Genomic DNA, 22,420 nt, shown 5'->3' on the forward strand with positions numbered 1-22,420 from the left:
CCCAGTCCCTTTTAATGCTTTGTCTAGTGTCCCAATTGTAGCAGTAGCTGTTTTTTGACGAAATTTTTGGCTAGTGCTAACTTATCTGGGTAGTCTTGCCTGCAATGCTATACTGATTACCCAACTAGATATCTAGAACTATTTTTTGGAAGTGCGCTCTAAATCTACAATAATGGAGATAAGGTTCGCCCTCACTGCTAATTAAGCTGCTCACCTAATTGTTACCGATTCTACATGTGGGAAAATTGGGTTCACCGGCAGTTCCTGCTAGTTAAAAATCAGATTCTAATGGCGTAAAATTACCTTCACTCTAGACAATCAAACACCTGTAGTTTCCACGCCACTTGCTCCACTTGGGGAAACCCCAGATGCTCGTACCTCGCTAAGGCTGCGCTAAGACGGGGGCTGCCTCACCGCAGTGGCTCCCCTGCATAGCGCTTTTGGGCAGTATGGATTCTCTAAACCCAACTTCTCAAAAACCCGTCGCGTAATTCACTAGCGGGGCTAAATTGCAAAATCAGGCGTGCAATCTTAAGTTTGGTTAGGTGAAGTGACTTGAACGCAGATGAATTCTGAGAGCATCGTGCAGTGAGAAGTTCGTAGATGCCCAGAGTTGTCCGTGGGTAGGCTTCCTTTGCTCGGAACTGCCGGAGTAGTTTCCCACTCTTGCTGGGTTGGGTTTCCTTTCCTTAGAACTTAGGAAGCCTTGCCTCTGGGCAATTCGTTTCCAGCTTGTTTCTGTAAGCCGTGAGGGTATACAGGAATGAACCAGATTAACAAATGATGTTTTGACCAAAGGTCGGTTCACTGCATGGAATTTTCAATCGCTACACTCCTTGCCAATTTCACCGATGATAAATTGGTAGCTCGGAAGGTTTTAGAAAAGAAACTTGGCTGTGAAGATGAAAAAAGTTTACAAAAACTTCACATTGCCTTAGATGTTCTTGAAAAAATCGGTATTTTGGTCAAAGAACGGGGCAAATACCGTCGTGTTTCAGAAGAGGGAATAATCGAGGCAAAACTCCGTTGTTCTAGTAAAGGCTTTTGCTTTGCTATTCAAGATGTGGAAGGAGCCGAGGATATTTACATCCGCGAAAGTCATTTGAGTAATGCTTGGAATGGCGATCGCGTTTTGGTTAGAGTTCTCAAAGAAGGCAGCCGCCGTCGCTCTCCTGAAGGAGAGGTGAAGCTGATTCTAGAACGTTCCAACCACACGTTACTGGCACGAATTAAGCAGGTGGAAACTGGTTTCCGGGCTGTGCCTTTAGACGATCGATTGCTGTTTGAACTCAAGATCCAACCTAACGAGGTAAAGTTGGAAGAAGCGATCGACCACCTTGTTCATGTGGAAGTTTTGCGTTACCCGTTGGCACAATATCCTCCCCTTGGTCGAGTGGTGCAAATCCTCGGTAGCGATGCCGAAGCTGCTGCTGATATAGATTTAGTTACTTGCAAACACGACCTTTCCCGGACTTTTCCCGATCATGTTCTCGAAGCAGCCGCCAAGTTACCCAAAAAGCTACTCAAAGCAGACCTAAAAAATCGCTTGGATTTGCGTAATTTGTTTACTCTCACCATTGAAGGAGTAAATGGCGATACCAAAGTTATAGAAAACGCTTTTAGTTTAGAAAAAAACTTAGCCGGAAATTGGCTTTTAGGCGTTCATATCACTGATGTTTCTCACTATGTCCAACCTGATGAAGCCCTAGATAGAGAAGCACTCAAACGGGGTAAATCAGTGTATCTGGGAGAATTAGTACTGCCAATTTTGCCCCCAGTTGTGGCAGAACGCTGTTCTTTAATACCTGGGAGCGATCGCTTAACTATCTCTTTTTTAATTACCATTGATCCCCAATCTGGAGAAGTGTTGGAGTGGGAAATTCAACCCAGCGTCATCAACGTAGAGACTGCACTGACTACAGAACAAGCTCAAGCAATTCTTACAGGTGAATCTCAAGTTCAATCCCCACAGGTCGTCCAAATACTGCAAGACCTCCAAGCCTTACAAACAGGCGTGAAACAGGTACGGTTGAATCGTGGTAGCCTCCAGTTGAATCTGCCGCCCAGCCAAAACGCCTACTATGATGAGGGGATTCTCGGCGCTGTGGTGGTGAATGATTTACCAGTGCGATCGCTACTCACGGAGTTGGTACTGTTAGTTAATCAACTGATCGCAACTCACTTAAATGCTCTTGGTGTTCCGGCTATCTGGCGAGTCCAAGGTACGCCCGATGTCGAAGATGTTCAGGAAATGCTGAAATTGGCAGTCAATTTAGGCGTTGACCTCACACTAGATCCAGAAGTCGATATTCAACCCTTAGATTATCAACATTTGACGACAGCTTTTGCCGAATCTCCCTCTGAGCAAGTTCTTACTTACTTATTGCAAGATACTCTTAAGCCTTCGGCATACAGCACCACCAAAGGATCTCACTTTGGTCTGGCACTACCGCAATATGTCCACTTTAGCGCTCCCTTGCGGCGTTACCCAGATTTGCTGATGCAGCGAGTGTATTACACGCTACTCGAAAACGGACGCGATCGCCGCAATACCCGTGTCAGAGAACGCGTTAACCTGCGCCACTCCTCCAGCCACGAGGAAATTAACTGGAACGTTTTACCCCCAGAATTGCAACAAGAACTCCAAAGCGATTTAACTAGGGTAATTGTCCAAATCAACGACCGAGAAAAAGAAGTCCAAGAAGCTGAAGCTGATTTAGCCGGACTGCAAAAAGCCCAACTGATGAAGCAACGCATCGGCCAGGTATTTCAAGGCGTGATTACTGGCGTTCAATCCTACGGTTTCTTTGTGGAAATTGAAGTACCAGCAGCCGAGGTAGAATCCAGCAGTAATCCTGGTGTGCCTTTGCGGGTAGAGGGATTGGTACACGTCAGTTCTCTCAAAGATGATTGGTATGAATATCGCGCCAGACAACAGGCACTATTTGGGCGCAAAAATCGCGCTTCTTATCGATTAGGCGATCGCGTCGCTGTCCAAGTTAAGAGTGTCGATTACTACCGTCAGCAAATTGATTTGGTAACAGTCGGCAGCGATGGTGTACCCAAAGGTTTAACTGGCAATGGTTCTAATGAGGAGCTTTCAGACCTCTACTTACCAAATGACATTGAGCCTGATGACCTAGACCCTTACTCTGAGGATGAGTAAAATCAACTAAAAGTTACGTGTCACAGAAAAGCAAACCTCTAATTTTAGGCGTATCGGGCGCATCTGGTCTGATTTACGCTGTTCGCGCGATCAAATTTTTGCTAGAAGCGGATTATAGTATTGAATTGGTTGCCTCTAAATCTACTTACATGGTTTGGCAGTCAGAACAGGAAATTCGGATGCCACCAGAGCCAACTCAACAAGAACAATTTTGGCGAGAGCAAGCTGGAGTTGCGCTTTCGGGTAAACTCCGCTGCCATCCTTGGGGTGACGTTGGAGCCGGGATTGCGAGTGGTTCCTTTGCCACTCTGGGGATGATAATTATTCCATGCAGCATGAGTACAGTAGCAAAGCTAGCGGTTGGCTTGAGTTCCGATTTACTAGAACGGGCAGCAGATGTCCAACTTAAAGAAGGGCGAAAGCTGGTCATTGTGCCTCGTGAAACGCCTTTTAGCCTCATCCACCTGCGTAACTTAACCTCTTTAGCTGAAGTTGGAGTTAGAATTGTTCCCGCGATTCCCGCCTGGTACCATAATCCCCAAACCATCGAGGATTTAGTTGATTTTGTAGTTGCCCGTGCTTTAGATCAACTAGATATTGACTGCATCCCAATTCAAAGGTGGGAAGGTCGTCGCTAACGCCCTCAGTGGACTCATCGGAAATTTCACAATAGTCCTAAAAGGGTAATGATAGAGATGGCTGATAGTGTCAGTAGTCAGTGAACAGTAATTAGTGAAGAGTAATCAGACTGATAACTGACCACTGACCACCGACAACTAACCACTGACAATTGACAATTGACAAAATTGCTATGGCTGTAATTCGCTTAATTCTATTGGTGGCGGTACTGGGAGGACTAACGCTGTTGTTAGTTCAAAATTGGTCGCCTGTCCTATCGCTAGTATTTTTGGGCGTGCGAACTCAACCATTACCACTAGCGATATGGATTTTGTTCAGTACTACCACAGGTGCTTTCACATCTATATTGATTGCTACCTTGTTTAACTTATCCAATTATTTTGTGGCAGGACAACGCCAAACTCCTGACCGCCGAAGCACAACTTCGCCTCGTGCAAAGGCAACTCAAAGAGAAGAATCTACATCTCGTGCCACTCCTCCACCATCACCTAGTAAAAAAGAAGAGCCTACTAGTGATGAATTTGATGATTGGGAGACAAATGGCAGTAGAGATGATGATTGGAACTTTGATGAAAAGTTCGAGGAAGCGCCTACCCCTAATCCTCAAACTCAACCTGCTAGAGACTCGAAAATCTACGAACGTCAATCAGAAGCCAAAAGCAGTTCTCAGTCTGGTTCAGTTTACTCCTACAGCTACCGTGAGCCCAAAAATACGGCTGTGGGAAAAACCGAATCCGTTTATGATGCCGATTACCGAGTAATCATCCCCCCTTATCAGCCACCCACTACTAATCAAGCGGATGACGATGATTGGGAATTTTTTGATGATGATGAGGATTTTGAGGATGATGATAAACGCTCCCGTCGGTAAGACATAGCTTACTATGTCTTTACTTGATGCCACACCGCTCTCTAGACTCCTGCTTGACCTTACCAGTCATGGCAGCTTCCTGCAAAGCCATGAAAGCATTAAAATCTTCCAAGTCATACCGAGTAGTCAACAGTTGTCGTAGTTGATTTTCAGCTTCCACTGTCAAATAGCCAGTTGCTAAAGCTTTTTGTACAACGTCACGAATTCGATTCATAGTTGACGCCTCATTCATCCTATATTTATTCATTCAGGCTTATTGGGGTGAAATATGCAGTAGTTTTTGTGTCGAAACTTCTTTCTTTACAAAGCTTTTTTGGGCGATCGCAGTGTATTAGTCATTATTTACACCTTTATCGGAAACATTTAATTGGGCAGGACTTGTTATAACTAGATTTTTAGACTAACCATACCGTGCTATTAGAAACACAGTATTTTGTATACTTAAAATTATGCACCAGAGTGAAAATTCGGATTATTTAGATAGACAGAAATTGTTTGGATAAAGTTTCAAACAAGCTATGTTAATTTTTTCATTAAGAAAAGCGATAGCTATACAGCAACTACCAAGTTACTTCAGGAAAATTACTACATTTTTTATAAATTTATCGTTGATTGTTTATAGTAATTTCACTGAAGAATGGTTAATTTATTGCTAAGTTACTTTCAATACATTAATAAATAGACTTGAGAGTAAAGAGAAGCGGTTATAAAAGAACATTTAAATAATTAAGGATTAAAAACTAACATAGTAGAATCCGTTTAGGGATTGAAACGGGTTTTCAAATCATTAAAGTTAAAAGTGTTACTAATTGCAATGTATCAAAATGCCTGTTAGAGATTGAAACAAAACTCTAATGCTTTCAGAAAGCCTAGGGAAAAGATTGCAATTGATCAAAATCCCTATTAGCGATTCTCTCCTTCTTATGCTCTGCTAATGAATCGCTGATTCGGTCTGCTCCAGTCAGATATTGATACTATTTCTTGGTGAGACTACGCCAAATTTTCTTTATTTGTGTCCTTTGGCAGTTGCTCATGGGGAAGACGCTTTGCGTTGGCAAAGCCCCTCTCTTTGGGAGAAGACCGCGCAGAATTTTATAGATGGGGTAAAAAGTGAGAATCTATGATTCAAGAGCAATGGACTGTAGTTAATTTGGGGTACAAACCCCCACTGATAGCGCCGGCGGCAAGCGAGTCCACGATAGCGAAGCGTTAGCGACGCAGGAGCGTCGCGTCTTGCAATTTTTAATTAATAATTTTTAATTTTTAATTGGAGCGTTCGCGCAGCGTCTCGTAGAGAAGCGACTTGACCTACGCCTTGGGCAAGCACTCTCTACGCTCCCCCAGATTACTGCCGAGGGTAACAGTCCATTTAACCCGATCTTTATTGATGCCGACAAGCCAAATAATCCCGATTACTTCAAATGGGCGCTCAAGCTTTCCCGTCCCGGTAGCCTGATCGTTGCCGATAATGTCGTGCGTAACGGAGCAGTAATTGATGCCACCAGCAGCTATCCTAGCGTTCAGGGTGTGCGTCGCTTCAATGAATTGCTTGCCTCTGAGCCACGCGTCAGCGCTACGGCAATCCAGACCGTGGGCAGCAAAGGATACGACAGCTTTGCGATCGCAATAGTAAACTAGAAAATAGCCAGAAATTGTTATTTCGTCAGTCTTGGGAACGATTTTGAGGGAACAGGTAGGCGATCGCAGCATAACCCGAAACACTTAGCAAACTAACCAAAAAAGCAGCCAAAAAAAAAGTAGACATATAGAATTCTACCCAAATGCCAAATTAACGTTATATTCCACCCAATTCCAAAATCTCGACACCCATCAAAAAACAAGATTTTGGTTAGATACTTTCAAATTAGCAATTGGGTATGACACAGCCGTGACTACCTTGTGTCAATGCCTTGTATCTCAAGGGTTTTGGCTCAACTTAAGCCAAAGGCAGAAAAAACCGAAACGTACTGCCAACTCCCAACTCGCTTTCTACCTGAATCTGACCGCCTTGTAGTTCAATCAAACGACGGGAAATAGTTAAACCAATACCAGTACCTCCCGAATGGCGATCGCGCGATTGGTCGGCTCGCCAGAAACGCTCAAACACATGAGGCAAATTTTCTGGAGCGATACCAATACCTGTATCTATAACCGCAATCCAGAGAAGAGAAGCTTCAGTCCCAACACGAATGGTAATTGAACCTTCGTTAGTGTAACGCACCGCATTACCAAGCAAATTAACCAACACCTGTTCTGTACGGTCAATATCCGCCAAGACAAGAGGTAGCACAGATGGACATTGTAAGAGCAGAACTGGCCCATCTTCCAACAATTGATCGGTGAATTTCTCCACTAACGACTCTAATAACGGACGCAGATTTACCCGTTGGATATTAATTGGCAAATAACCAGCTTCTGCCTTAGACAATTCTTGTAAATCGTTCACCAATCGCTCTAAGCGCCTAGTTTCTTTAGCTAAACGCCGATAAATTTCAGGAGACGCTTCAATTTCCCCATCAGCCAGTTCTTCCAAGTAACCACGCACAACTGTTAACGGTGTCCTTAGTTCATGAGTCATGTCTCCAATCACCTCTCGCCGCCGCGCTTCTACCCCTTCTAAACTGGCTGCCATCCGATTGAAACTCGCACCCAGTCCATTCAGCTCTGGAATATCAGACATTGGTAGTCTTGCATCCATCTGACCAGCAGCAAATTTCTGGGTGATTTGTTCCATCTCCGTCAAGCGCTGCATAATTCGTCTGGACACCCAATAACTCAATCCTCCGGCTGCCGTAGTACCGACTAAAACTGACCAAATAGTGCTTCGCCGCCAAGCAAGTTCAAATCCTGTAACCAATTCAGTCCGAACATCAATTAAGTCGAACCCCTGATTTTCTAATCGTTCCAAATGCAGCACAAATAAGCGGGGGGAAGAGATTTTGCTAATGCTCACCAGACTAGCTACCCCCACGATCATTACTACTAAGTGGGAGAAAAATAGGCGCGTTCTCAGCCCCATCTTCATAACATTTACGCTACCGGAGGATCTTCAAATTTATAGCCCACCCCAACAACCGTTTTAATAAAAGTAGGACTTGCCGAATCAGGCTCAATCTTTTTTCGCAACCTAGCTACATGAGTATCAACCACTCGCTCATCGCCGAAAAAGTTATCTCCCCAAAGTTTATCAATTAGTTGAGTGCGATTCCAAACTCGACCAGGATTACTAACAAAAGTGGTTAGTAAGTTAAATTCCAGGGTAGTTAAGTCCAAAACTTCAGGTTGCTGAGAATTCATCTGACGGCTAGCAGTGCGCTGGTCTACATCAACGATAAAGTGTTGAGTACGATTGACTTGATTCTGTCCCCCTTGGCGGAGGCTACGCCGTAATAATGCCCGCACCCTAGCTATCAACTCTCTAGGGCTAAAGGGTTTTACCATGTAATCATCAGCACCAGTAGATAGACCAATCACGCGATCGATTTCCTCACCCTTAGCTGTAAGCATTAAAATGTAAGGATCTTTTGTACCCGGTTTCTGGCGAATTCTGGCGCAAACTTCCAACCCATCCAAACCAGGAATCATTAAATCTAGAATGATTAAATCAGGTGGTTGCTCCTGAAACATTCGTAAAGCATTTATCCCATCACGACTGATGCGACAAAAAAATCCTTCTTTTTCTAAAGATAATTGGATTAAATGAGCAATTTCTGGCTCATCTTCAACTATTAAAATATCCATTTTAATTAATCACAAAACTGGGAGCAGACAAGGGGTAAAATCCCCTTGTTACAAAATAGATAAACTTCCGCCAGAGTGGATTAAAGGTTTGAATTTGACGGTGTGCGATAACTATAGCCAAGATTAGAATCTTTTTGAATGTGTGCTTTAATACTATCGAGGTCAATGAAGCAGTCAGCAACATCAATCAAGCTTTCACTAGTAGTAGTTTGTAGACTCACCACTTCCACCCGAACTCCCATTCTGCTGACAGCGTTCACCGCATAAGCTAAGTCTCCATCGCCACTGACTAAGACCGCAGTATCATAATAAGGAGCTAGAGTTATCATATCTACAGCAATTTCTACGTTCAGATTTGATTTTTTGAAATTTTCTGCTGGTTGCATGATATCTTTAGCTACTACACGATAGCCATTACGACGCATCCATAACAGAAAACCCTGTTGCTTTTCATTGCTGTTATCAACCCCAGTATAAAAGAAAGCCCGCAACAGTCTTGAACCATTGGTTAAATGACAAAGCAATTTAACGTAGTCAATTTCGATGCCCAGTTGTAAAGCTGTATGAAATAGGTTTAAGCCATCAATAAAAATAGCAACTCGACCACGATTCAAGCTATTTACAATTGAACTATCAGATGTAGTATCTTGTATTTTAGGCTCTTTACTTTTGACCGTAGTATCGCTCAAATTTTGCCCTTGCCAATGTGGTTTAGTTTTGAGTACTTTAGGTTCCTTAAATTCATTTGCTTGTTTGCTAAAATTAGTTATAATCATTGATACCTCTGATTTTAAAGATGGAAAAAGTTTTGTGTAAATTGTCTATAGTATAGTCTGTGCTAATTTATAACCCTAGCAGGTAATGGTATTAAATCAGTACATACAGATAAAGTAAAATGGTGCTAAACCAGATTCAAAGTAGACAGCCAAAGGTTTTTCAGTGTTGTTAGGGTTGGTTTGATGATATATTGCTTCTGTCCACAGATATGTTAATCTTTACCCACCAAGACAGCAAGAGTTTGGAGAAAATAAATTTTAACTGCCAGGTTAGGGGCAAGAATCCGCAAACGTCATCTATCTATTTTTATTTTACCTCTGAGTTTTAATAACCTTACAGCCAAGAAGTTGAAAGTTATCGCAATGTCAGGACGCTCAAATACTGGCAGACTGTTAATGTAATATGCAATCGCACCTCAAAAGGTAGGTTTTTTAAGGTATTTGGATAATCTTTAAAAGGCAGTTTTTATCTGAATGAGGGGATGTTCAACCTTAAATAGTCAGAAAAGGCTGATGAAAATACAAGATTCCCGACTTCTTTAAAGAAGTCGGGAATCTGAGTTTTAGTCTTTAGCCAACTTATTATTAGATGTGTAGTAAACCCTACTACCAGTATCAGGTACAAAATGACAGCTGATACATGAATTCCATAATGACTTCCAAATTGGTTCTTCCGATTTGTGGAAATACTCACCCATCACTGGTTTGATTGCCTCAGTTGCCTTCAACAAATTGTAGTGAGGGATGTTAAGGAATATATGATGAGCAACATGAGTACCGATATCGTGATGGATATGATTAACCAAACCATAATCACGGTCAATACTAGAAATTGCACCTTTCAGGAAAGTCCAATCTTCTCCACGATACCAAGGAAGTTCGGGCTCAGTGTGGTGCAAAAATGTCACCAAATCTAGCCAAACTATAAACACAAGGTAGGGGACAGCGTAATATTTCAGCAACCACATCCAACCCCATTGGTAAGTGAGAAAACCCAACAAACCTACCATGCCAATCAAAAGGACAGTGCTAGTAATAACATCCCATTTTTCCGAAGGTTTGAAAAGCGAACTACCGGGTAAAAAGTGGGAGCCTTCTTTATTAGGAGAACGCTTAAACAGATACACAGGATAGGCCAATAGAAAAACATAATATCTGCCTATCTTTTGTGCTAAAGGCATCTCCTTATATTGTGATTCGCTTACTGGATACCAGCTTTCATCGTTATCGATATTGCCAGTATTTTTGTGATGGGTTCTGTGGCTAATTCGCCAACCATGATAAGGAACAAGTATTGGTGTGTGAGAAAGATGTCCAATCAAATCATTGAGCCATTTATGCTTAGAAAAAGATTGGTGTCCGCAGTCATGGCCGACTACAAACAAAGCCCAAAACATCGTTCCTTGCATTAGCCAGAAAATCGGAAAGAAAAGCCAAGAATCCAGGTAAGAAGCAACTGCATAAAGCAGACCGATAATCAGGATATCACGAAAGAAGTAAAAAAGTGATTTTTTCACATTGGGCTGAAAGCATTCAGCAGGAATTGCAGCTTTTAAATCCTGAAGATTGAAAGGTAATTTAGTCGTATCCTCAGACTTTTCAGAGCCAAGAGGATTGTTGAACGTGATGATGTTTGATGGCACTGGATTCTTTTGATTGGATATAAATTAGAACTTTGATTAGGATGCCCACGATACTAGCGATCGCTAACACACAAAAGGAGTCATTTCTGGCAATTTATCTAAAATTTTATTCAGTAAGCAATTGCCAGATTTTATTAAAACACAGCATGATAAACGCTCTCGTTGGTTCAAGAGCGTGAGTGTAATCACAGGGCTATTTATTGCTCTGTATAATGTTCGTAATGTTCGTTGAAAGTCTTATAACCAACGTCAGTTGTGTACAGTTGACACTCGTCTGTAATCTGCTTCATTAAAGGCCAAGAAAACTGACACTCATCATGGAGATAAGGCCCCCAATTTTCTTTGATGCTGCTGTAAGCTAGCCGCAAATTATAAGAAGGGATCGCAGTGGAAATATGATGAGGGACATGAACATTGATATCGTGGCACAGGATTTCTACCCAACGCGGATAATCGCAATGAATAGTTCCAGCTAGTTGTGCTAGAGCTTCGTTCCACTTGTTCGCTGTCGCAAAAGGAACATCTGCGGCAGTATGGTGAACAATAGTAAAAGTACTCATCCAAAAATGGTAAATCATCCAGGGTACTAGCCAGAACTTGACAAATCCCCAGATACCAGTTGTGGCGACCAGAAGCGGGAAAGAGATCGCAGCAAACACAACTACTACAGCCACAGAAAGCTTAATACTGGATTGGTCTTTAGTTTTGAAGTTCCGCCAATCAAAATGCACTACAGCCCAATGTCCAATGGAACCTACCCACCATAAGCGTTTACGCATGAATAGCTTAAAAGCAGACTGCCTAGTTGTATCCCAATTTTCAAACACTTCTGGTCTGATTGGATGCCAAGCGTTGTCCTCATCCAGTTTATTGGTATGAGCATGGTGATAATTATGCTTAATGCGCCAACTGTGAAAGGGGTAAATTAACGGCATCATGAAGAAGTGCCCTACCAAATCATTTACCCAACGACGTTTGGCAAAAGACCTGTGTCCACAATCATGGCCAATTACAAAAAAACCTGTTAAAGCAGTGCCCGTGAAAATCCAAGCTAGGGGCAAAAGAAACCAAGGAGTAACGATCAGGCTGTAATAGCCCAAGGCAACTGCCAAGACACTGAGCAGTACTTGTGTCCAAGCTTTGCGACGGTTCTGCTGAAAACATTCCCGTGGAACTGTTTTGATAATATCTTTGAGCCGGAAGTTGGAATTACCAGGCTCGTCACTTAGTTTCTGGCTATTAATTATTGATGTAGTCATGGACACCTGAAAAACAACAAACTCCTACACCAAGTCACCAAAAAGTAACTTGCCGCAAAAATTCTTCACATTAGCGCTTCGGATTATAGCAACCTAACCTACACAAGCGCACCCGTAAATAGATTTTTGAGAAGTTAGTAGCTAGGAGTGATGAGTTTAGATTCTCAACTCACGCCGAATGTGAATTAGAAATGCTTCTTGTGCCATAAGGATTTCTGTGTCTACCCAAAATCAGGGTTTGAGAAATCGACGGCAAAATAAAAATTCCCAAGCCTGATTCACATTGAACGTAATTCCTAACTCCTGTAGAGACGCGATTAATCGCGTCTCTACTCCTAACTACTTTTTGCTGGGGCCAACTTTACATTAGTAGCCAGACCAACCGCCTGTAGCAATTGAACAGTCATCCAGGTTAAATCGATTTCCCACCATTCCAGCCCATGACGAGCTGAGTATTGAAAGGCATGATGGTTATTATGCCAGCCTTCACCGAAAACTAGTACGGCTACCCACCAGCAATTAGTCGATTTATCACCAGAATCATAGCTTTGATAGCCAAACTTATGAGTAGCGCTGTTCACCAACCAAGTGCAGTGGTAAACCCAGACAATGCGAACAAAAATTCCCCAGATAACGAAAGGCCAGCCACCTAGGAGCAAAAGTAATACACCTAGAGCAACCTGGATCAAAATGAAATATTTTTCTAAAAACTGATAAACTGGGTCTTCTGCAATATCTTTGGTGAAGCGAGGAACATCAGCGTGAGCTGGACAATAATGAGTCAGCCAACCCATGTGGCTCCACCAGAAGCCTTTATTAGAATCATGGGGATCGGTGTCAGTATCAGAGTTTAAATGATGAATGCGATGTGTCCCGATCCACTCAATTGGGCCTCCTTGACAGGAGAGTGTCCCGAAAAAAACCAGGAGATACTCTAGCCACTTGGGAGTTTGAAAACTGCGGTGGGTGACAAGGCGGTGAAATCCTAGAGTAACGCCTAAACCGCCAGTCACCCAGTACAGCAAGAAACCCACACCAACTGCTGTCCAGCTAAAGTTACCAGGAACAAAAGCAAATAAAGCGCCGATGTGCAGTCCAATGAAAAACAGGGTATTAACCCAGTTAATTTGAGGTTTGGTTGAGGTAGCAATTGTCATGCGATAACCTGAATTTGAATTTTCCCGCCTAGTATGTGCGATCTTAAAATCCGCATATCTATAATTTAATTTTTTTTGAACGAGGAACTGATGAACAGCTTAGAACAGCTGCGGCAAGCAGAACAGGCACTATTAGAAATTTTTTCTGGAATTGACACTCAGGTCAAGCATAATCTAAAACGAGTGCTGGATGCTTTTCGTAATCACCGTGTGGGCGCACACCACTTCGCTGGTGTAAGTGGTTATGGTCACGATGATTTAGGACGAGAAACTTTAGATAAAGTTTTTGCCGAAGTTATGGGTGCTGAAGCTGCGGCCGTGCGGGTGCAGTTCGTTTCGGGAACTCATGCGATCGCCTGTGCTTTGTTTGGTGTTCTCCGTCCTGGAGATGAGATGTTAGCAGTGGTCGGTTCTCCCTACGATACGCTTGAAGAAGTTATTGGTTTACGTGGTCAAGGTCAAGGCTCCCTTATCGAGTTTGGCATAAATTACCGCCAATTGGAGCTAACCGCAGAAGGAACTATAGATTGGCAAGCTTTAACTACTAATGTGACTGAAAACACTCGTTTAGTGTTAATTCAGCGTTCTTGTGGCTATTCTTGGCGACCTAGTTTATCAATTGCTGATATTGAAAAAATTGTCCACTTAGTCAAACAACAGAACCCAAATACTGTTTGCTTTGTAGATAACTGCTACGGCGAATTTATTGAAACAAAGGAACCTACAGCCGTAGGTGCTGATTTAATGGCAGGATCGCTGATTAAAAATCCTGGTGGCACAATTGTCAGCGCTGGCGGTTATGTCGCTGGTCGTGCCGATTTAGTGGAAGCATCTGCCTGTCGCCTCACAGCTCCTGGTATTGGTAGTTATGGCGGTGCTACTTTTGACCAAAATCGCTTGCTGTTCCAAGGCTTATTTCTAGCGCCGCAAATGGTCGGAGAGGCGATGAAAGGGACGTACTTAACTGGTTATGTATTTGACAAACTCGGTTATCCAGTGAATCCCGCCCCCCTTGCTCCCCGTGGTGATGTGATTCAGGCGATTAAACTTGGTTCTGCCGAAAAGCTAATTGCTTTCTGTAAAGCTATACAACAGCATTCTCCCATCGGTTCTTACTTAGATCCTATTCCAGATGAAATGCCGGGGTATGAGAGCAAGGTAGTGATGGCTGGGGGAACATTTATTGAAGGGAGTACTTTGGAATTATCGGCTGATGGGCCTTTGCGTGAACCCTATGTAGTTTATTGCCAGGGGGGGACTCATTGGACTCATGTAGCGATCGCATTAGAAGCTGCGATTAATGCAATAGGAAATGCTGATTAGCGATTCAGCCCATGAGGTTTATTAAGAAATTAGAAATACACGGCAGGGGTGCACAGCTAGCTGTACGCCCCTACATTACATACAATTGAAAACGGCTTGTCTCTTATGGTTTAATTTTCATCCCGTCCGTGGACTTGAGCCGGTGGACTGGTTGCTTCAACAGCTGTGAATGGTTCCAAAATTTTGTATGTGTGGCTAGCTCCTTTGGGCACAACCCAAGAACTCCCAGGCTCTAGCAAAATCATTTGCCCTTCAATATGCAATTCGGCACGACCATTAATTACATAACCAACTGTTTCATAATCGCGCGAACTTGGTTCTTTGTCTTCGCTTGGTTGTTCGTCTTCCCAAAGACGCATAGAAAGAGATTTGCCAGAAGCAAGATACTTCTGACCCAGTTTACCTTTAGGGGAATGGGTAGAATCTATTTTTTTAACGCTGGTGTCGCTCATAATTACCTTACGGTTTAAGTACAACTTTGATGCAGTTATCTTTCTTGTGCTTAAAGATTTCGTAGCCGTGGGGCGCTTGTTCTAGAGGTAAAGTATGTGTGATGATAAACGTTGGATCGATTTCACCGTTTTGGATGTGTTCTAGCAAAGGTTTTAGATACTTGTGGACATTCGTTTGTCCCATTTTGAAGGTTAATCCCTTGTTCATAGCAGCACCCATTGGGATTTTATCTAAAAAGCCACCGTAGACACCCACAAGTGATACGTGACCACCTTTAGCAGCAGACACTATTACTTGCCGTAATGCCGTCGGACGGTCTGTTTCGAGACGTACTGCTTGCTTTACCTGGTCGTAGAACGCCATAAAGTCTGTGCCGTGTGCCTCCATTCCCACTGCATCAATACAAGCATCGGGACCACGACCGCCAGTCATTTCTTTAAGTGCTTCGCCTATATTCACTTCTTCGTAGTTGAGAACTTCAGCTTTGCCGTATTCTTTAGCCATTTGCAGACGTTCGGGAATGCGGTCAAAGGCGATGACACGTTCCGCACCTAGCATATATGCGCTTTTGATGGCAAATTGTCCGACTGGGCCACAACCCCAAACGGCGACAATATCACCGGGTTTGATGTTGCAGTTCTCGGCTGCCATATATCCAGTGGGGAAAATATCTGTTAAAAATAGCACTTGCTCATCCGTTAAACCATCGGGGATTTTGAACAAGCCTACATCGGCAAAAGGTACTCTTGCATACTCTGCTTGACCACCAGCATAACCACCGAATAAATGGGAGTAGCCAAATAGACCTGCTGGCGAATGACCCATTTGCTTTTTTACCAACCAAGCATTGGGGTTAGAGTTATCGCACAGTGACCATAAATCCCGATTACAGAAAAAGCAGCTACCGCAAGATATAGTGAAAGGGACAACGACGCGATCGCCTACGTTCACATTTTTCACTGCACTTCCAAGTTCTACGACTTCCCCCATGAATTCATGACCAAGGATATCGCCCTTTTGCATGGTAGGAATGTAGCCGTCGTAAATATGCAAATCCGAACCACAAATGGCTGTGGAAGTAATTTTAACAATGGCATCGCGTGGATTGAGAATTTTGGGGTCGGGAACTGTTTCTACCCGCACATCGTTTGCTCCATGCCAGCAAACTGCTTTCATAATTATTTAGCCCTTAGTTATGATTTCTAGGTCGTTAATATCAAGATAAATACTCGATTTAGCCTGATTTTGAGACGCGATAATTATCGCGTCTCAGTAACTAATCAAATCTGGTTCAAGAATCTAGACTCAAAATTTGCTACAAGTCTAGCTTCTATCTCTGAGTTGTTTGCTAGAAGGATTTTGATAATAACCGTCTCTATCTGCACCGTATGATGAAGCTTTATCTCCGGCTCTGTTTTTTGCAGGATCAAAAAACTCTTTTGTAGCTCTAGGAGTTTTTTCATCCAAGTTCAGCTTTTCGCGGATATTATCAGCAGCGCCTTTTAATGGATTTTGGGTATTTGTTGTTTGGCTATCGTTTCTGATTTCACTTTGCCCATCGGGGATTCCTTTGTAATAAGTACCCTCTGGAGTTTTAACATCAGCTTGTGCTACATTAATGTCACTAAAAGCCTGACCTAGTAAGAACATAAATCCTACCAGGAAAACTACAATAATCTGAGAAATGCGAATATTCCGCAACCATGAAATTACTTGATTCATAAAAAACCTCAATTGCATTATGTTAGGTGTACAATTCAAAACGCTGAATGACTATTCACCATTCAGGGTTTAAGAACAACTTTGATGCAGTTGTCCTTTTTTTGTTGAAAAATGTGGTAGGCGTGGGGTGCTTGTTCTAGAGGTAATTGATGGGTGACAACGAAGGATGGATCGAGTTTTCCATCCAAAATCATCTGCAATAACAAATGCATATATTTTTGTCCATGCATTTGTCCCATCCTAAAAGTTAGACCCTTGTTGAAGGCAGCACCAAATGGGATTTTGTCTACAAAACCACCATAAACACCCATGATTGAAAGAGTCCCGCCTTTACGACAGGCAACCATCATTTCCCGCAGAACGTGGGGACGGTCGGTTTCCAATCTGAGCTTTTGTTTTGTCTGGTCGTAGAAGTCTTCTAAACCAACGCCGTGTGCTTCTAAACCAACAGCATCGATGCAAGCATCGGGGCCACGACCACCAGTCATCTCTTTCAACGCTTCGCCAGCATTAACTTCTTCGTAGTTAATCACTTCTGCTTTGGCAAACTTTTTCGCCATTTCCAGGCGTTCGGGAAAGCGATCGATTGCGATCACTTTTTCGGCTCCCATCATGTAGGCGCTAATCATGGCAAACTGTCCAACAGCACCGCAACCCCAAACCGCTACAGTATCACCCGGTTGGATATCGCATAACTCTGCACCCATATAACCGGTGGGAATAGCATCGGAGATGAATAACAACATCTCATCCGGTAAGTCTGGCGGAACTTTGACGACACCTACATCAGCAAAGGGTACACGGATATATTCTGCTTGTGCGCCTGCATAACCACCTAACATGTGGGAGTACCCATAAATGGCTGAGGTGATATTGCCAAATAATTTTTCTTCAATCCAACCTTTAGGATTGGAATTATCACACAATGACCACATATCATGTTGGCAATAATGGCAATTACCACAGCCAATGGTAGAAGGAACAACTACGCGATCGCCTATTTTTAAATTGTTGACTCCTCTGCCAACTTCCACGACTTCTCCCATAAATTCGTGACCGATAATATCACCCTGTTGCACTGTGGGGATATAGCCGCCATAAATATGTAGATCGGAGCCACAAATCGCCGTGGAAGTAATTTTAATAATTGCATCACGCGGGTTGAGAATTGTCGGGTCTGGTACCGACTGTACCCGGACATCATTAGCGCCGTTCCAGCAGACTGCTTTCATAGTTATTAGTCCTTAGTCAGTAGTCATTGGTCATTAGTAATTCATCATTGGTCATTCGCTTTAGGCAAAGGAATAATGACAATAGACAAAGAACAAATAACTAACTTCGTCCAGAAGGCTGACCTTCGGTGGTGGCAATTTCGCCTGCTTCCATTAGCATTTTGAAGCGGCGCAATTCATCACCAATTTGCTGTTCTGGTTCTTCACCAAAAAGTTTAGCTACGGTAGCTGCCAATGCTCCACCGGGGGGGTTATACTCCAAAACAACCTTGACTTCCGTGCCGCGATCGCCTGGTGCTTTTTTGAAGCGAACAAAACCAGAATTATCAACGTCTGCACCTTCCACAGAAGCCCAAGAAATAAACTCATTTTCCCGGTCTTCGAGAATATCTGCATCCCATTCTACACTGTTACCCAAGGGTGCATTGGCAATCCAGTGAGAACGCTTTTCATTGTACACATTGACAGATTTGAGATGCTTCATAAATGTGGGCAGATTTTCAAAGTTGTGCCAATAACGATAAAGTTCATCTGCTGGTTTGTTGATCGTTACTGTCTTTTCAACTTTGATGGGTTGGTTGATACCAATTGCTTCTTGTGCTTGCTGGATTGTGCTTTGCTTGGTTGCACCTTGATAAATCAAACCGCCACCTGCTAAAGCTGTCAGCGCTCCCCGCAATGAACCTTGCCTTAAACCCATCAGCACCATAGCACCACCACCAATCAGAGATGCCCAACGCTCTACTTCACTAGCTTCAGTCTGGCTGGTACTTAATTTATCGCCTGATGTTGAAGTCACTTTTTATATCTCCATCACAGTAATTACCATAGAGGCGCAAATATCCTCTTGTTTCTATCTCTGTGTTATTTGCGCCTCTGCGATAGCCGTCTAAGTTCAAAAAACTTACATTGACACTGCCGCGCCTGTAGTCGGCTTAGGAGGCTGAATCTGAGTACCTATCCGCGCCCGATACAGTTCTACTAATCGCTGTTCGTATTTCAATAAATCGTGGTAAATTTCTTTGAAAATAGCAGTTGCTACTGGGTCAGTGAACATCGCAGACAAATTCCCAATATCGCCGATACCAGTTTGCACATCACCTAAAGCAGAACGTAACTGATATATGTCATCACTTCCTGTAAAGGCAGTTTTTACTTTGGCATACTGATTAGCAATATTTGCTCCTAAAGAGGGTTTTTCACCCAAATGATGAATATAGGTTTCTAGCTTTTGAATATGCCGCTGTTTATTTGCAATTATTTCTTGAAAGACTGAGTTGACTTCCCTATCTGATTCTTTTTCCAAGTATTTCTCAAATGCTTCTAGCGAATAACGCTCACCAGCAAGGGCATTATTTAAACCTCTGGTGATATCACCTTTAGTTGAGCCACCCCAAGCATCAGCTAGCTTCCACCATTCAGCACTTGTGTCTTTCTCATTTGGTAATGCAGCATCTTTGCCACCATAACCCAAACGGCTCAAAATAGCTGTGGTAAAAATTGGCAAGTCCCCAGGTTCACGAGATGTAATCAAATTTCCGTCAACTACCACTGGCTCATCTAGATATTTTGCGCCAGCGTTAATCATGTCCTTGGCAATAGCAATAAAACCAGTGGCTTGTTTACCTTTGAGCAAGTTGCCTTCAATCAAAACTTGTGGCCCGTGGCAAACCGCAGCAACTAGTTTTCCTTGTTGTATAGCTTCTTGGACAAAGCGTACTGTGTTGATGTTGCGCCGCATTCTGTCGGGAGCCATCCCACCAGGAATTATCACAGCGTCGAATTGGGCTGCGATCGCTTCTGTTGTAGTACCATCAGCTTGAATGCTAAGTTTGCCGCGTTTACCCTTATATTTTTCATTCATTCTGGAACCAAGGACTACTACCTCTATTCCAGCTTGTTTTAGTCCATTATAAGGAACTGTAAATTCTGCATCCTCTACTGCCTGTTCAATGAGGATAGCAACTTTTTTCTTCCCAGAATGATTGTTATGGTCAGTCATAAATGTTATTGCCTGTTTATTTCTAGTATTTAACTAGTAAGAATATTCATCAATTAGGAAAGTTAAAAATCCTGAATTGTGAACTTGATTTTTTTTGAATTGCCTATTATGCAGTTAATTCACCTGTTGATGAAATAGCAAATAGTTCTTCATAATCGTGAGAGAAATAGGCGTGAAGTGTAGCAAATTGTTCGGGGCTAATAGCATTTTGCAATACAGCAAATACAGCTCGCACATGAATTACAGCAGTCGTTGGTTCAATGTTTTCTTTTTGGCTTGCACGAGCGATAAATTCCTGCAAGTTAAAGGATTGACCACTATCTCCTTCTCTGCCTCGTAAATAATTGCCTAGTTGTGGAGGCAAATTTTTAGCTAGTTCTTCTGCTTCATCACCTGCTATCCGTTCTTTTAGAGTTTCTAGCGTGGCACGGGTAGCACCTTCTGCTTCTTCACGAGAATCTGATTGAGCAAGGCTTTGTACATGTGTAATGAACTCGTTGTATTCCACTGTCTACCTCCGCTTCCCAAAATTTTTGAATGTTTTGCTATTTGACATTTAGGTAGTTAAAAGCATTAGTCTAAAATTAAAGTGGAGCAGTTTTTTATTTTTCCTATTATTAATAAAAATAGTTACGAGCGAAAATTTTGCTACTGAATAATTTCGGCTTTACAAGTTTTCACTCATAACTAAAAACTTCAACTACAAGTTGCTTGACCATGATTTCATATTTCCAATGGTATGGTGCGATCGCTAGTTTAGCTTCGTACTAAGGGGATAGATTCTTTTATTTCTAAAGCTATACATCTCTAGTAAGATAACTTAGTGATAGGAAAACGTTATTGTGAGAATGCAGAAAAAAGGCTAGTATCATGGCAGAAAAAAATCATAATGACGAAATTCAAACCAATGATTTGCCACAGGAAATTACCGAATCCTATGGTACTGGTGTGAAAGAGTTGCCAGGATACAATATTGGTGGGCGCTCAATTAGAGAAGAAAGACGTGAGTATACAGAAACTAGTCCTGAACTCACTGGTGGAGATGTTGATGCTTATTGGCAAGATGCAGATGCAGTTGGGGATGAAGCTGTTGGTGGTACTACTGCAACTCCCGATAAAAATGTAACTGAGGAGCTAGAAGCGGCAGTGGGGCTAGAAATGGCTGACTCTGAGTTTCTCCATACCAATGATATTTTAGAGGATCGTGATAGCGATCGCTGGGAGTTAGATCCGAAGTCTTCTGAAGATTATCAAGAGCGGGGAGAATAAGCTCAATAAAACAGAAGCCGTATTTCTACTGTGAATTCACAAATTTAATGTGGCTAAATAGGCAGTGCTTTTCTAAGCACTGTCACAACAAAAGGAATCATCTATCTATCGAAATATATCTCGAAAATCTCTGAATTTGGCAGCGTTGAAATTGCCAATTTTTTAATCTGCCTTTCCCAAGCATTATTCTAGCTTTTGATATAGCAATCCGCTTTGATTTCTGTTCGCGCAACGTGGTGTAGCAATAATTATTTGTGTAGCAGGCAAAAGGCAAGAAGCCTATTTGAGTTATACTGAATGTTTTCAGAAATCAAATATGAGTTTTATATTGCATTCGTATCTAAGTTTAATGATTATTTCTAAAGTGAGACTATACTTTACCCAATTTATGTTCTGCTTATAATTATTCTTCTTTCTGATTTTAATACCTATGTCTTCAGTAGGGTAAAACGTTAAATCTGCATTTGATAACATTACTAAGTGTACTGATAACTTACAATCGGAGTTAATAATGACATACACACAAACTAGCGATCCAACTATTCGCGAACATGTTCAAGCTTGGCAAAAGTTGGATGTGGATCAACAACTGGCTTTATTTTGGTTCATTTATAAAGAAATGGGTGGCTCAATTACACCAGCTGCTCCTGGGGCCAGTACTGTTTCTCCAGAAATCGCGGAAGGTTTGTTTAATCAAGTTAAGGAATTATCTCACGAACAACAATTACAAGTTCAGCGTGACTTGATTAATAAAGTAGATACCCAGATTTCTCGTGAATATGGTTCTTTGGGTGATACTACTAAGCTACTGTTTTGGTATCGATTATCTCAAGGTATGGACAATGGTACTATCATTCCTGTACCGTCTGACTATCAACTACCCTCAGAATCTAAAGCGTTGTTTGGTAGAATTCAAGGATTAGGTTTTGAGCAACAGATTACTCTTTTCCGTGATTATGTGTCGCCAATGGGTACTGGAGCAAAAGCAGGTGCTGAAATTTAGCACTTTTTAACTTTTTAGGCTGCTTGAGGTTATCTATTTAGTCTCTAAATGAAGATAAGATGGTCTTGTTTGCGAAGTGCTGTAGACACATCTATCTATACCTCTCTTCTTAAAGTTTTTTATATCCGTCGGTCGCTTAATATAAATTTGAATTTTGATGACTG

21 protein-coding genes are annotated in these 22,420 nt (G+C 42.3%); 7 read left to right on the plus strand and 14 right to left on the minus strand.

Annotated features, from left to right (window positions below; all coding sequences use genetic code 11):
• Positions 1–811: 811 nt before the first annotated feature.
• The 3 genes from NPUN_RS31610 (at position 812) to NPUN_RS31620 (ending at position 4,676) form a co-directional block, all read left to right on the plus strand.
• Positions 812–3,166, plus strand: coding sequence for a ribonuclease R family protein (locus tag NPUN_RS31610; protein ID WP_012412446.1), 2,355 nt, complete (start codon positions 812–814; stop codon positions 3,164–3,166).
• Positions 3,167–3,183: 17 nt separating this feature from the next.
• Positions 3,184–3,804 carry a flavin prenyltransferase UbiX gene (locus NPUN_RS31615; protein ID WP_012412447.1) on the plus strand — a complete coding sequence of 207 codons (621 nt, stop codon included), beginning with the start codon at positions 3,184–3,186 and terminating at the stop codon, positions 3,802–3,804.
• Positions 3,805–3,977: 173 nt separating this feature from the next.
• Positions 3,978–4,676, plus strand: a complete 699-nt coding sequence (locus tag NPUN_RS31620) for a hypothetical protein (protein WP_012412448.1) — start codon at positions 3,978–3,980, stop codon at positions 4,674–4,676.
• A 19-nt stretch (positions 4,677–4,695) separates the two neighbouring features.
• On the opposite strand, the gene NPUN_RS31625 is transcribed toward NPUN_RS31620, so the two are convergent.
• A complete protein-coding gene (locus NPUN_RS31625) occupies positions 4,696–4,890 on the minus strand; it encodes a hypothetical protein (RefSeq protein ID WP_012412449.1) in 195 nt (64 codons plus the stop codon).
• Between the two features lie 1,130 nt (positions 4,891–6,020).
• Here NPUN_RS31625 and NPUN_RS39630 point away from each other — a divergent pair.
• Complete coding sequence (locus NPUN_RS39630) at positions 6,021–6,314, plus strand: O-methyltransferase (RefSeq protein ID WP_234711166.1); 294 nt, start codon at positions 6,021–6,023, stop codon at positions 6,312–6,314.
• A gap of 298 nt (positions 6,315–6,612) precedes the next feature.
• On the opposite strand, the gene NPUN_RS31635 is transcribed toward NPUN_RS39630, so the two are convergent.
• From NPUN_RS31635 to NPUN_RS31660, 6 genes are all read right to left on the minus strand, one after another.
• Entirely contained in the window at positions 6,613–7,701 is a 1,089-nt protein-coding gene (locus NPUN_RS31635) for a sensor histidine kinase (RefSeq protein ID WP_012412451.1), read from the minus strand.
• 5 nt (positions 7,702–7,706) lie between these two features.
• Positions 7,707–8,417 (minus strand): response regulator, encoded by a 711-nt coding sequence (locus tag NPUN_RS31640; RefSeq protein WP_012412452.1) that lies wholly within the window; start codon positions 8,415–8,417, stop codon positions 7,707–7,709.
• Between the two features lie 80 nt (positions 8,418–8,497).
• Positions 8,498–9,193: a LabA-like NYN domain-containing protein gene (locus NPUN_RS31645; protein ID WP_012412453.1), complete on the minus strand. Its 696-nt coding sequence runs from the start codon at positions 9,191–9,193 to the stop codon at positions 8,498–8,500.
• A 563-nt stretch (positions 9,194–9,756) separates the two neighbouring features.
• Entirely contained in the window at positions 9,757–10,836 is a 1,080-nt protein-coding gene (locus NPUN_RS31650) for a fatty acid desaturase (protein ID WP_012412454.1), read from the minus strand.
• 197 nt (positions 10,837–11,033) lie between these two features.
• Positions 11,034–12,095 carry a fatty acid desaturase gene (locus tag NPUN_RS31655; protein WP_012412455.1) on the minus strand — a complete coding sequence of 354 codons (1,062 nt, stop codon included), beginning with the start codon at positions 12,093–12,095 and terminating at the stop codon, positions 11,034–11,036.
• Positions 12,096–12,430: 335 nt separating this feature from the next.
• Positions 12,431–13,252, minus strand: a complete 822-nt coding sequence (locus NPUN_RS31660; RefSeq protein ID WP_012412456.1) for an acyl-CoA desaturase — start codon at positions 13,250–13,252, stop codon at positions 12,431–12,433.
• A 90-nt stretch (positions 13,253–13,342) separates the two neighbouring features.
• On the opposite strand from NPUN_RS31660, the gene NPUN_RS31665 reads away from it, so the two are divergent.
• Positions 13,343–14,575 carry a methionine gamma-lyase family protein gene (locus NPUN_RS31665; protein ID WP_012412457.1) on the plus strand — a complete coding sequence of 411 codons (1,233 nt, stop codon included), beginning with the start codon at positions 13,343–13,345 and terminating at the stop codon, positions 14,573–14,575.
• Between the two features lie 110 nt (positions 14,576–14,685).
• On the opposite strand, the gene NPUN_RS31670 is transcribed toward NPUN_RS31665, so the two are convergent.
• The 7 genes from NPUN_RS31670 to NPUN_RS31700 all read right to left on the minus strand — a co-directional run bounded on the left by NPUN_RS31670 (position 14,686) and on the right by NPUN_RS31700 (position 20,492).
• Positions 14,686–15,027: a cupin domain-containing protein gene (locus NPUN_RS31670; protein ID WP_012412458.1), complete on the minus strand. Its 342-nt coding sequence runs from the start codon at positions 15,025–15,027 to the stop codon at positions 14,686–14,688.
• 7 nt (positions 15,028–15,034) lie between these two features.
• Entirely contained in the window at positions 15,035–16,204 is a 1,170-nt protein-coding gene (locus NPUN_RS31675) for a zinc-dependent alcohol dehydrogenase (protein WP_012412459.1), read from the minus strand.
• A 147-nt stretch (positions 16,205–16,351) separates the two neighbouring features.
• The gene (locus NPUN_RS31680) at positions 16,352–16,750 is read right to left on the minus strand and encodes a hypothetical protein (protein WP_012412460.1); all 399 of its coding nucleotides are present in this window, start codon (positions 16,748–16,750) and stop codon (positions 16,352–16,354) included.
• 62 nt (positions 16,751–16,812) lie between these two features.
• Positions 16,813–17,982 (minus strand): zinc-dependent alcohol dehydrogenase, encoded by a 1,170-nt coding sequence (locus NPUN_RS31685; protein ID WP_012412461.1) that lies wholly within the window; start codon positions 17,980–17,982, stop codon positions 16,813–16,815.
• Between the two features lie 100 nt (positions 17,983–18,082).
• Positions 18,083–18,781: an SRPBCC family protein gene (locus NPUN_RS31690; RefSeq protein ID WP_012412462.1), complete on the minus strand. Its 699-nt coding sequence runs from the start codon at positions 18,779–18,781 to the stop codon at positions 18,083–18,085.
• 105 nt (positions 18,782–18,886) lie between these two features.
• Positions 18,887–19,984 carry a DJ-1/PfpI/YhbO family deglycase/protease gene (locus NPUN_RS31695; RefSeq protein ID WP_012412463.1) on the minus strand — a complete coding sequence of 366 codons (1,098 nt, stop codon included), beginning with the start codon at positions 19,982–19,984 and terminating at the stop codon, positions 18,887–18,889.
• Positions 19,985–20,090: 106 nt separating this feature from the next.
• On the minus strand, positions 20,091–20,492 hold the full coding sequence (locus NPUN_RS31700) for a DUF2267 domain-containing protein (RefSeq protein ID WP_012412464.1): 402 nt from the start codon (positions 20,490–20,492) through the stop codon (positions 20,091–20,093).
• A 362-nt stretch (positions 20,493–20,854) separates the two neighbouring features.
• Between NPUN_RS31700 and NPUN_RS31705 the strand changes: the two genes are divergently transcribed.
• Entirely contained in the window at positions 20,855–21,253 is a 399-nt protein-coding gene (locus NPUN_RS31705; RefSeq protein ID WP_012412465.1) for a DUF6335 family protein, read from the plus strand.
• 511 nt (positions 21,254–21,764) lie between these two features.
• The gene (locus NPUN_RS31710; protein ID WP_012412466.1) at positions 21,765–22,256 is read left to right on the plus strand and encodes an orange carotenoid protein N-terminal domain-containing protein; all 492 of its coding nucleotides are present in this window, start codon (positions 21,765–21,767) and stop codon (positions 22,254–22,256) included.
• Positions 22,257–22,420 lie beyond the last annotated feature (164 nt).

Origin of the sequence: Nostoc punctiforme PCC 73102 (assembly GCF_000020025.1) — a bacterium.
Taxonomy (GTDB): domain Bacteria; phylum Cyanobacteriota; class Cyanobacteriia; order Cyanobacteriales; family Nostocaceae; genus Nostoc; species Nostoc punctiforme.

What these genes read in the sequence shown, in the direction of transcription:
- NPUN_RS31610 (WP_012412446.1), top strand. Translation starts at nt 812, where the DNA reads ATGGAATTTTCAATCGCTACACTCCTTGCCAATTTCACCGATGATAAA.
- NPUN_RS31620 (WP_012412448.1), top strand. Translation starts at nt 3,978, where the DNA reads ATGGCTGTAATTCGCTTAATTCTATTGGTGGCGGTACTGGGAGGACTA.
- NPUN_RS31625 (WP_012412449.1), bottom strand. Translation starts at nt 4,890, where the DNA reads ATGAATCGAATTCGTGACGTTGTACAAAAAGCTTTAGCAACTGGCTAT.
- NPUN_RS31635 (WP_012412451.1), bottom strand. Translation starts at nt 7,701, where the DNA reads ATGAAGATGGGGCTGAGAACGCGCCTATTTTTCTCCCACTTAGTAGTA.
- NPUN_RS31640 (WP_012412452.1), bottom strand. Translation starts at nt 8,417, where the DNA reads ATGGATATTTTAATAGTTGAAGATGAGCCAGAAATTGCTCATTTAATC.
- NPUN_RS31645 (WP_012412453.1), bottom strand. Translation starts at nt 9,193, where the DNA reads ATGATTATAACTAATTTTAGCAAACAAGCAAATGAATTTAAGGAACCT.
- NPUN_RS31655 (WP_012412455.1), bottom strand. Translation starts at nt 12,095, where the DNA reads ATGACTACATCAATAATTAATAGCCAGAAACTAAGTGACGAGCCTGGT.
- NPUN_RS31660 (WP_012412456.1), bottom strand. Translation starts at nt 13,252, where the DNA reads ATGACAATTGCTACCTCAACCAAACCTCAAATTAACTGGGTTAATACC.
- NPUN_RS31665 (WP_012412457.1), top strand. Translation starts at nt 13,343, where the DNA reads ATGAACAGCTTAGAACAGCTGCGGCAAGCAGAACAGGCACTATTAGAA.
- NPUN_RS31670 (WP_012412458.1), bottom strand. Translation starts at nt 15,027, where the DNA reads ATGAGCGACACCAGCGTTAAAAAAATAGATTCTACCCATTCCCCTAAA.
- NPUN_RS31675 (WP_012412459.1), bottom strand. Translation starts at nt 16,204, where the DNA reads ATGAAAGCAGTTTGCTGGCATGGAGCAAACGATGTGCGGGTAGAAACA.
- NPUN_RS31680 (WP_012412460.1), bottom strand. Translation starts at nt 16,750, where the DNA reads ATGAATCAAGTAATTTCATGGTTGCGGAATATTCGCATTTCTCAGATT.
- NPUN_RS31685 (WP_012412461.1), bottom strand. Translation starts at nt 17,982, where the DNA reads ATGAAAGCAGTCTGCTGGAACGGCGCTAATGATGTCCGGGTACAGTCG.
- NPUN_RS31695 (WP_012412463.1), bottom strand. Translation starts at nt 19,984, where the DNA reads ATGACTGACCATAACAATCATTCTGGGAAGAAAAAAGTTGCTATCCTC.
- NPUN_RS31705 (WP_012412465.1), top strand. Translation starts at nt 20,855, where the DNA reads ATGGCAGAAAAAAATCATAATGACGAAATTCAAACCAATGATTTGCCA.
- NPUN_RS31710 (WP_012412466.1), top strand. Translation starts at nt 21,765, where the DNA reads ATGACATACACACAAACTAGCGATCCAACTATTCGCGAACATGTTCAA.